10 protein-coding genes are annotated in these 9,065 nt (G+C 70.1%); 1 reads left to right on the plus strand and 9 read right to left on the minus strand.

Annotation, left to right across the window (positions count from 1 at the left end):
• Positions 1–497 precede the first annotated feature (497 nt).
• Positions 498–923: a D-aminoacyl-tRNA deacylase gene (dtd, locus tag AB0O21_RS21645; protein ID WP_365172824.1), complete on the plus strand. Its 426-nt coding sequence runs from the start codon at positions 498–500 to the stop codon at positions 921–923.
• Positions 924–936: 13 nt separating this feature from the next.
• Here dtd and AB0O21_RS21650 read toward each other — a convergent pair whose 3' ends face one another.
• From AB0O21_RS21650 to AB0O21_RS21690, 9 genes are all read right to left on the minus strand, one after another.
• Complete coding sequence (locus tag AB0O21_RS21650) at positions 937–1,905, minus strand: folate-binding protein (protein WP_365172826.1); 969 nt, start codon at positions 1,903–1,905, stop codon at positions 937–939.
• 21 nt (positions 1,906–1,926) lie between these two features.
• A complete protein-coding gene (locus AB0O21_RS21655) occupies positions 1,927–2,382 on the minus strand; it encodes a Fur family transcriptional regulator (protein ID WP_365172827.1) in 456 nt (151 codons plus the stop codon).
• A 69-nt stretch (positions 2,383–2,451) separates the two neighbouring features.
• The gene (locus AB0O21_RS21660) at positions 2,452–3,024 is read right to left on the minus strand and encodes an FABP family protein (RefSeq protein ID WP_329381583.1); all 573 of its coding nucleotides are present in this window, start codon (positions 3,022–3,024) and stop codon (positions 2,452–2,454) included.
• A gap of 273 nt (positions 3,025–3,297) precedes the next feature.
• The gene (locus AB0O21_RS21665) at positions 3,298–4,323 is read right to left on the minus strand and encodes a hypothetical protein (RefSeq protein ID WP_365172828.1); all 1,026 of its coding nucleotides are present in this window, start codon (positions 4,321–4,323) and stop codon (positions 3,298–3,300) included.
• On the minus strand, positions 4,320–5,237 hold the full coding sequence (locus AB0O21_RS21670) for a hypothetical protein (RefSeq protein ID WP_365172829.1): 918 nt from the start codon (positions 5,235–5,237) through the stop codon (positions 4,320–4,322). Before AB0O21_RS21670 ends, AB0O21_RS21665 begins: the two co-directional genes overlap by 4 nt.
• A complete protein-coding gene (locus AB0O21_RS21675; protein WP_365172830.1) occupies positions 5,234–6,082 on the minus strand; it encodes a hypothetical protein in 849 nt (282 codons plus the stop codon). Before AB0O21_RS21675 ends, AB0O21_RS21670 begins: the two co-directional genes overlap by 4 nt.
• 431 nt (positions 6,083–6,513) lie before the next feature.
• The gene (locus AB0O21_RS21680) at positions 6,514–7,398 is read right to left on the minus strand and encodes a hypothetical protein (protein WP_365172831.1); all 885 of its coding nucleotides are present in this window, start codon (positions 7,396–7,398) and stop codon (positions 6,514–6,516) included.
• Positions 7,395–8,225: a hypothetical protein gene (locus tag AB0O21_RS21685; protein WP_365172832.1), complete on the minus strand. Its 831-nt coding sequence runs from the start codon at positions 8,223–8,225 to the stop codon at positions 7,395–7,397. The genes AB0O21_RS21680 and AB0O21_RS21685 overlap by 4 nt, the downstream gene beginning before the upstream one ends.
• Positions 8,222–9,061, minus strand: a complete 840-nt coding sequence (locus AB0O21_RS21690; RefSeq protein WP_365172833.1) for a hypothetical protein — start codon at positions 9,059–9,061, stop codon at positions 8,222–8,224. The genes AB0O21_RS21685 and AB0O21_RS21690 overlap by 4 nt, the downstream gene beginning before the upstream one ends.
• Between the last annotated feature and the right edge of the window lie 4 nt (positions 9,062–9,065).

Raw genomic sequence — 9,065 nt, forward strand, 5'->3', positions numbered from 1 at the left:
CTGCGTGCATCGTGCCACTCTCCGTGGCCCCGACGCAGTCCTACGCCACCCGATCGGCCCCGGACGGACCAACTGAGTCGGTCGTCGCCCGTTGCTGTCCATCGGATACCTCGTGCGAGTCAGTCTCAATGAGGAACATCCGTGCTGTTGTCGGTGATGGGGAGGGATGGCCTGTGGCGCGGAGTGGGAGGAGCCGGAGGCAAAAACGTCGGCTGCGCGCGACGGCCCTTCCGTTCACTGTGTCGGCGCCTGCGGGTGCACGCATCCGGGATCGTCTGCGGCTGTCCCCTCTCGATCCGCGGGAACACGAGCCCGCCAAGGACCACAGGCACGTCCCACCGGGGCGCCAAGACCTGCCGGGACCGAAGCGATCAGCTCGCGCTGTTCCCCGTCTCCCAAGACCGTTCGGGGAGACGACCGGCCAGTCCGGTGTGCAGCGATGCGGCCGATACTGGTCCGCATTTATGGCAACGGTGCAAGCCTGGTACACAGGTGGTATGCGAGCTGTGGTGCAGAGGGTGGACGGCGCGAGCGTCGTCGTGGGCGGCGAGACCGTGGGCGAGATCGTCGGTGAGGGGCTGTGCGTACTGGTGGGGGTGACCCACGACGACACCCCGGAGAAGGCGGCGCTGCTCGCGCGCAAGCTGTGGTCGGTGCGGATCCTGGAGGCCGAGAAGTCCTGCAGCGACGTGGACGCCCCGCTGCTGGTGATCTCCCAGTTCACGCTCTACGGGGACGCGCGCAAGGGCCGTCGCCCCACGTGGAACGCGGCGGCGCCCGGGCCGGTGGCCGAGCCGCTGGTGGACGAGGTCGTGGCGCAGCTGCGGGCGCTGGGCGCGACGGTGGCGACGGGCCGGTTCGGCGCGGACATGCGGGTCTCGCTGACCAACCACGGCCCGTTCACCATCGTCATCGACATCTAGACCGCGTCGGCGGTCACGGCGCTACGACGACCTCCTGCGCGGCGGCCGTCCCGCCCACCAGCAGCGGCGCGTCCACCGGGACGTTGCGCTTGACCAGCGCGAGCGCGATCGGGCCCAGCTCGTGGTGGCGTACGGCGGTGGTCACGAAGCCCAGCTGCCGGCCCTCCTCCCCGTCGGCGGCGAGCCGGACGGGCGCGCCGTGCGCGGGGAGGACCACCTCGGAGCCGTCGAGGTGCAGGAAGACCAGGCGGCGCGGGGGCTTCCCCAGGTTGTGGACGCGGGCCACCGTCTCCTGGCCGCGGTAGCAGCCCTTCTGGAGGTGGACGGCCGTGCCGATCCAGCCCAGCTCGTGCGGGATGGTCCGGTGGTCGGTCTCCAGGCCGAGCCGCGGCCGGTGCGCCTCGACGCGCAGGGCCTCGTACGCGAGCAGCCCGGCGGCCGGGCCGTGCGCGGCGGCGAAGGACTCCAGCTCGGCGCGGGGCAGGAACACGTCGCGGCCGTGCGCGGTCTCCCGTACGACGAGCTCCTTGGACACCTCGGCGATGGAACCGGCCGGCAGGTGCACGACGGCGAACTCGGCGGTGCGGTCGGCGACTTCGACGCGGTAGAAGAACTTCATCGCCTCCAGGTAGGCGATGAGCGCCTCCTGGGTGCCGGGCTCCACGTGCGCCCAGGTGGTCTCGCCGTCGTCGACGAGGTAGAGCGCGTGCTCGATGTGGCCGTTGGCGGAGAGGATCAGCGCCTCGGTGGCCTGGCCCGGGGGCAGTTCGGTGAGGTGCTGGGTGAGCAGCAGGTGCAGCCAGCTCAGCCGCTCGGGGCCGCTGACGGTGATGACCCCGCGGTGCGAGAGGTCGACGAAGCCGCGGCCGTCGGCGAGGGCGCGCTGTTCGCCGTACAGCTCTCCGTAGTGGGCGGCGACGCCCTCGTCGCGGCCTTCGGCCTGCACGGCGCCGGGGAGGTGGAGCAAGGGGCTGCTGGTCATGGGACCAAGCGTACGACTCGGCTACGCGTGGCCGTCACGGTGTTTGGCGGAGCACTTCTTGCACAGGCCGAAGATCGCGAAGTGCTTCATGTCGGTTTCGAAACCGAAGGTGGCGCGGAGCTTCGCCGTGAACTCGGCGGCGATGTCCACGTCCGCCTCGATGACGTCGCCGCAGTCGCGGCACACCAGGTGGATGTGGTGGTGCCGGTCGGCGAGGTGGTAGGTGGGGGCCCCGTGCCCGAGGTGGGCGTGCGAGACGAGTTTGAGCTCCTCCAGGAGCTCCAGGGTGCGGTAGACGGTGGAGATGTTGACCCCGGAGGCGGTCTTGCGCACCTGGGCGAGGATCTCGTCCGGAGTGGCGTGCTCCAGGGCGTCCACCGCTTCCAGCACGAGCTGGCGCTGCGGTGTCAGCCGGTATCCGCGCTGCCGCAGGTCGCTCTTCCAGTCGATGCCCTCGGTGCCCTCTGTGCTGACCACCCCGCCAGTGTAAGCGTGCGGAGGGGACCGGGGGCGAGCCCCCGGTCCCCTCCGTTCACAGCCTGGGAATCAGCGGAAGAAGGCGATGCCGTCGTCCGGCATGTCCGGGAGGTTGCGCGCCATCTCGGCGACCTCCTCGGGCGTGACGACCTTCTTCAGCTGGGCCGACATGTACGGACGCAGCTCGACGTCGGGCGTGGCCTTCTCGCCGACCCACATCAGGTCGCTCTTCACGTAGCCGTAGAGCCGCTTGCCGCCGCTGTACGGGCCGGAGGCCGCGGTGCGCGCGACGGCGTCCGTGACCAGGTCGATCTGGGGCTTCTGGTCGGCGAGATCGCCGTACCAGACCTCGACGACGCCCTGGTCGCGGACCATGACGACCTCGACCTTGCGGTCCTTGTCGATGCGCCAGTAGCCGGACTCGGACTCCAGCGGCCGCACCTTGTTGCCCTCGGCGTCGAGGACCCAGGTGTGGGACGTGTACTCCAGGAAGTCCCGGCCGTCATGGCCGAAGACGACCTCCTGGCCGAAGTTGCACTTCTCCTCACCCGGGAAGTCGAAGACTCCCGCGCCCTCCCAGGTGCCGAGGAGGAAGGCCAGGGGGACGAGGCCGGGGTTCAGGTCGGACGGGATCTGGATCATGAATGGCTGCTCAGGCGATCTGTGGGAGGGGTTCCGGGGCGGTCTGCTGGGCCGGCTGTCGAGCCGACGCTCAGCGCTGGCCCTGGTACAGCTTCTTGACCGCCAGGCCGGTGAAGGCCATGACGCCGACGCAGACCAGGACCAGCAGGGAGGTGAAGACTGCCTCAAGCACGGGGTGCTCCTCGGAATTCGTTTCTGGGGCTGTACGGGGCCGGTCCCCAAGCCTACTGGCCCGGGGACCGGCGCACTGTGTGAGGTGGGCCGTACCGCCGGTCAGTCCAGCAGCTGGTCCTGCAGCAGCACCGTCTGGTGGAACGGAACGGTCGCCGCCTCGCCCTTGCGGGTCTGGAAGACCACGGCCAGGAGGTCTCCGGCATCGACGCAGCCGACCCGGACCTGCTCGTCGCCGTACGGGCGGGCCTCCGAGTACATGGACAGGCGCGTCACGTCCGACGGCGTGGACTGGGAGAGCTTGACCTTGCGCCAGGCCTCGTCGGCCTCCATCCGCTTGACGCCGTTCACGCTCATGTTGATGCCGCAGCCCTCGAAGGTGTTCGCGAACCCGGAGGAGTGGAAGCGCAGCAGGTAGACACGGGTGCGGGTGCCGTCCGGCATGACCCATCCGCGGCCGACGATCTGGCGCAGGCTCTCGGTGGTGAAGCCCTGCTTCATCTTCTCGCGCGCGGTGGGCTCGTACTCCTCGAGGAAGGTGTCCGTGGACACCACGGAGTCCTTCTCCACCTTCAGCGCGGGGTCCTGCGTGGACCCCTTCGGGGCGGGGACGAGGAGTTCCAGGGCGGCCGCGTAGTGGATGCCGTCCTTGTTGTCCTCCGCGAAGGGCACGGGGGCACCGGGCGGCAGCGTGGGCTTGACCACCGGCGGGAAGACCCAGCGGCCGTCGTCCTTCGTGGAGAGCCCGGGGATGTCGGTGCGCTCGGGGCGCGTGACCCCGTACGCGACGCCCGCGCCGGCAACGGCGAAGACGGTGACGGCGGCGGTCCAGCGGAGGAAGGCGAACAGCTTGCGGCGGTCCTTGGGCGCCGGGGCCTGCGGGGCTTCGGCGGTGTCGGGGGCCGAGGTGGTCGCCCCGGAGGCGGTCACCTCGGCGGACCCGGCGGCCTGCGGGACCTCGGCGGCTGCCGGGGCCTCGGCGGCTGCCGGGGCTGCCGGGGCCGGGACGGTCGCCTCGGCGGCCGGGGCCGGTGCCTGTGCGGGAATCGCGTCCTGCGGGGCGGCGGCCGGTGCCTTGACGGTGTCGACCGGTTCCGGCGCGGCTCCGGTCGCGTTCTGCTCGGTCACGCGCTCTCCCCGGGGGTCTTCAGGTGGCTCAGCTGGTTCTTGAAGAACGCCGCGGCGTCGGTCGCGGAGAAGGGCTTGGGGCCGTACGCGCTGAAGCTGACGAGCACGTCGCCCTGGACCACCACGCAGTCGAGCGAGTCGATCTTCTCCTCCTTCTCCTCCCCGATGGCGAGGAGCGTGCACTTGGCGTCCGGGTAGCCGTCCACCTTCGGTGCGTCGCGCCCGTCACCGAGCAGGTCGAGGACCTTCTTGCTGATCTCGGAGAACTGGCCGAGGGCCTTCGGGTCGGCCTGCATCAGGCGGACCTCCGTCACCATCTCGCCGCCGCTCTTGGCGTAGCTGCGTCCGGCCAGCCCCTTGAGCTTCAGCTCCGCGAACGCCTCGTCGCGCTTCTTGCGCTCGGTTCCGGACAGGCCGTTGCGGGCCTCCTTGAAGCTCGCGACGGCGGCCTCGCCGGAGATGAAGAAGTTGTTGCCGTCACCGTCGAGGTCCGGACCCAGGCGGAAGCCGCTCGGCACGGGCAGCAGCTTGCCCGACAGCTCGTTCGGCGGCACGGCGGCCGGCGTCTCGGTGCTCGCGAGGCTCTCGCCCTCGGGCGTCCAGTAGGCGGTGGGCGCGTCGCGGTCGGCATCGGCGATCGCGGAAGCGCCCCACGCGGCACCGCCCACGAGGAGGGCGGCGGCCACGCCTGCGGCGGCGAGGGCCAGCTTCCTGCGGTTGAGCGGTCGCCGCGCGGGCTTCACCGGCGCCGCGCCGGCCTCCGGGGCGGCCTCAACGGGGGCCTCAGGGGCCTCGGGGGCCTCAGAGACCACGGGCGCCGCAGGGGCCTCAGGGGCAGCGGCGGTCGGCGCGGGCGCCGGGGCGGCCTGCGACACCTCGGGAGCCGGGTTCGTCTCGTTCTGCGGCTCGGTCACAGTCGCTCCAGCTGTCGCTTGGCCAGGTCGATGAGAACGCTCTCGGCGATCTTCCTGCCGCGCTTCTCGTAGTAGAAGATCTCCACGACGATGTCCCCGCGGCGGGCCTCCGCCGTCGCGATGCGCACCGGGTAGTAGCCCGGCTTCTCCTCGGTCTTCGACGCCACCCACACGTGCCCGACCTCGTCGGAGACACCCGGGATGGACACACCGGAGTTGCCCGCGTCCTTCTCCCGGTAGCGGGTCTGGCCCTGCTGGAAGTCCTCCGCCTCGGAGCGTTCACGGAACTGCAGCAGCCGTACCTCGACCGCGATGTCCTCGCCCTCGGTCCACGCCGTCGACACGACGCGGCGGAGGTTGTCGTTCACGACGTGGCGCAGGCCCGAGTCCGGCTTCTCGAAGTTCGTGGCGAACCAGTCGAGGGACTCGTAACCGGCGCCCTCCACCTCCTTCGCGCCCTTCGGCGGCTCGACCAGGAGCTTGGTGAGGTCGTCGTCCGTCTTGTGCCAGCGGTTGGCGTTGATCGTCTTGTTCGTCGTCGCGGCGTCGGGCGCCAGCGCCTTCGGTGTGACGACCTTCTGCGCGAGCGGCGGCAGCGGGGTCGGTTCGCGGTGGTACTGGACCGCGTAGCCGGTGACCGCGCCGGCGAGGACGCCGAGTGCGGCCGCGCCCGCGATCAGGAGCGTCGTACGGCCGCGCCGGCGGCGCGGGACGGCGGCGGCTTCGGCTTCGGCGGTAGCGGCCTCAGGGCCGTCGGCCGGGGTGGAGAGCAGGGTCGGAGTGTCCGATTCCGGTGCGTTCTCCGCCTCTTTCCGCTGCTCGGGGATGGTCTGTTCGTGTTCCAAAGGAGTCCCCCACAGGACTGGAGGCACAGGTTGAATACCCGTGCCTACCCATGACCCGTCACAGAGGGGAGCGGTTGTATCAATGCTTATTACATTCTTATCTCGCCGGGTCCAGTCCTCGTGGCGCCGCTTCCGGTCGAGCTCGCCCCACCACCGGTCGTCCGGCCCGCGCCGGTTCGCGATCACGCCGCCGGCCTTGGCACCCGGGACGAGGCCGGGGTTCAGGTCGGACGGGATCTGGACCATGAATGGCCGCTCAGGCGAGCTGTGGGAGGGGTTCCGGGGCGGTCTGCCAGGCCGGCTGTCGAGCCGATGCTCAGCGCTGACCCTGGTACAGCTTCTTGACCGCCAGGCCAGTGAAGGCCATGGCCGGTCCCCAAACCTACTGGCCCGGGGACCGGCGCACTGTGTGAGGCGGGCCGTACCGCCGATCAGCTGAGCAGCTGGCTCTGCAGGATCACCGTCTGGTGAAAGGGGACGGTGGCCACCTCCCCCTTGCGGGTCTGAACGATCACGGCCTGGACATCATCCGCCTGGAGGCAGCCGAGCTTGGTCTGCTCGTCACCGAGGACGGGCTTCGCCTCCCGGTACACGCTGATGTCGCCGGAGCTGAGGGTGCCCGGCCCCTGCGGGTCCTGCGGGACGCCAGTGGGCTGCTCAGCCTTGGTCTTGCTCCAGACCGTGTCCGGCTCCAGCGTCGAGACACCGTTCAGCCGCGCATTGATGTCACAGCCCTTGAAGGTGTCGACGAAGCCAGAGGAGTGGAAGCGCAGCAGGTAAACACGGGTGCGGGTGCCGTCGGGCATCGTCCAGCCCCGCCCGACGATCTTCCGGACTCCCTCCCACTCGAAGGACTCCTTCAGCTTGGGCCGGCTTTCGGCCGCGTACTCCTCCAGGAAGGCCTCGGGTGTCACCACCCCGTCCTTGTCGGCCTTGACGCCCTCGTCGGGCTTGGCACCTTCGGGGGCCGTGAGCAGCAGACCGCGCAGGTCCCCGTAGTGCGTACCATCCCTGTTGTCCGCAGCCCTGGGCAGCGGAGCACCCGCCGGAAGCTCGGGCCGGGCTTGCGCGGGGTACGTCCAGCGGCCGTCGGACAGGGTGGAAAGCCCGGGAAGGTCCGTCCGCTCCGGCCTCATGACTCCGTACGCGGTCCCTGCCCCCGCCACGGCGAAGGCGAGCACGGCGGCCGTCCAGCGCAGGGCGGCGAACACCTTGCGGCGGTCCTTCGGCACGGGGTCGGTGACCAGGGTCTCCACGCCCTGAAGTGACTCCAGCTCGACGGCGTAGACCGCGCCGGTGATGTTCTGCTCGGTCACGCGGACTCCCCAGGGGACTTCAGGTGGTTCAGCTGTTTCTTGAACAGGTCGACCGAAGCGTCCACCGGAATCCGGTATCCGTAGGTCCGAAACGTTACGAGCACGTCTCCTTCAACTGCCACGCACTCGAGGGAGTCGAGCTTCGACTTCTCGTCCTTGTCCGGCCGCTCGTCGACGACGTCGAACAGCACGCACTTGGCCTGTGGGAAGCCGTTCACGGTCGGCGCCTGCCGCTTGCCGACGACCTTCTCCAGGACGTCGAGGAGCTTCTTGTTGACCTCCGAGAGGGTGGCGAGGGCCTGCGGGTCAGCCTGCATCAGCTCGATCTCGGTCACGGCTACGTCCGGGTTGCTGAAGAAGCTGCGGCCGGCCAAACCCTTGAGCTTCAGCCCGGCGAGCGCCTTGTCCCGTTCGGCTCGCTCGGCACCGGACAGGCCCGACGCTGAATCCTTGAGCGTCTGCAACGCCCGTTCACCCGACACGTAGAAGTTGTTGCCTTCACCGTCCATGTCGGGGCCCGGCAGGTAGTTGGTTTCCAGCGGCAACAGCTTCGCGACGAGTTCGTTGGGCGGCACCGTCGGGGCAGGCTCCGCCCCCTTCGACGAGGCGGCCTCGGCAGGCATCCAGTACTGGGTCTCGGCGGTCCGGTCGGCCGCCTCGAGCCGCGCCGACGCCCAGAAGCCACCACCGGCAAGAACCGCCAGTCCAATGCCGGCGGCGATCAGAGCGACCGTCCTGCGGTTCGTCTCGCGGGGAGCCCGGGCGGAGGCGAGGAGCTCCTGGCCCTCGTCCGCATCGGTCCAGTCCTCGTTCGTCTGGTCGCTCACAGCCGCTCCAACTGTCGCTTGGCGAGTTCGTTGATCTCGCCCTCGGTGAGGTCGCCCCGCTTGTTGGTGATCACGACGTCGATGACGATGTCCCCGCGCCGGATGACCGCACGGCCCTGGCGCAGGGGGTGGTAGCCGGCCTTCTCCCTCACGTTGTAGAGCCAGGCGTGCCCGAATTCGGCCGGCACCCCGGGCAGGGTGTATCCGCCGTTGCCCGCGTGTTCGTCCTTCGCCATGTAGCCCATCGGGCTGTTCAGGAAATACTCGGCCCCGGAGCGGCCCTGGAACTGGAGCAGCCGGATCTCCACGAACTCGTGCTCGCCGTCCTGCCACCTCGCCTTGGCGATCCGCCGCACACCATGACCGACCAGGTTGGGAAAGCCCCTGTTCGGCTCCTTGTAGTAGTCCGCCGAGAACTCGTCCGCCGACTGATCCCCCGACTCCACGTCCTTCGCCCCACCCGGGGGCTCCAGGAGCTTCTTGGCCAGGTCCTCGTCCGACTTGTCCCAGCGGTTGGCGTTGATCGAACGATCACTGGTCGCGTCGTTGGCTGCGACCGGCCCCGCGCCTGCCATCTTCTGCTGTGCCAGCGGCGGCAGCGCGGTCGGTTCGCGGTGGTACTGGACCGCGTAACCGGTGACCGTGCCGGCGAGGACGCCGAGGGCGGCCGCGCCCGCGATCAGGAGCGTCGTACGGCCGCGGCGGCGGCGCGGGACGGCGGCGGTTTCGGCGTCGACGGCCTCGGCGGCCGGGGCGGAAAGCGGGGCCGAACTGTCCGGCTCCGGTCCGGTCTCCGCCTCTCTCCGTTGCTCGGGGATGGTCTGTTCGTGTTCCAAAGGA

The sequence above is a fragment of the Streptomyces sp. NPDC091371 genome (assembly GCF_040684275.1).
GTDB lineage: Bacteria > Actinomycetota > Actinomycetes > Streptomycetales > Streptomycetaceae > Streptomyces.

What these genes read in the sequence shown, in the direction of transcription:
- dtd (WP_365172824.1), top strand. Translation starts at nt 498, where the DNA reads ATGCGAGCTGTGGTGCAGAGGGTGGACGGCGCGAGCGTCGTCGTGGGC.
- AB0O21_RS21650 (WP_365172826.1), bottom strand. Translation starts at nt 1,905, where the DNA reads ATGACCAGCAGCCCCTTGCTCCACCTCCCCGGCGCCGTGCAGGCCGAA.
- AB0O21_RS21660 (WP_329381583.1), bottom strand. Translation starts at nt 3,024, where the DNA reads ATGATCCAGATCCCGTCCGACCTGAACCCCGGCCTCGTCCCCCTGGCC.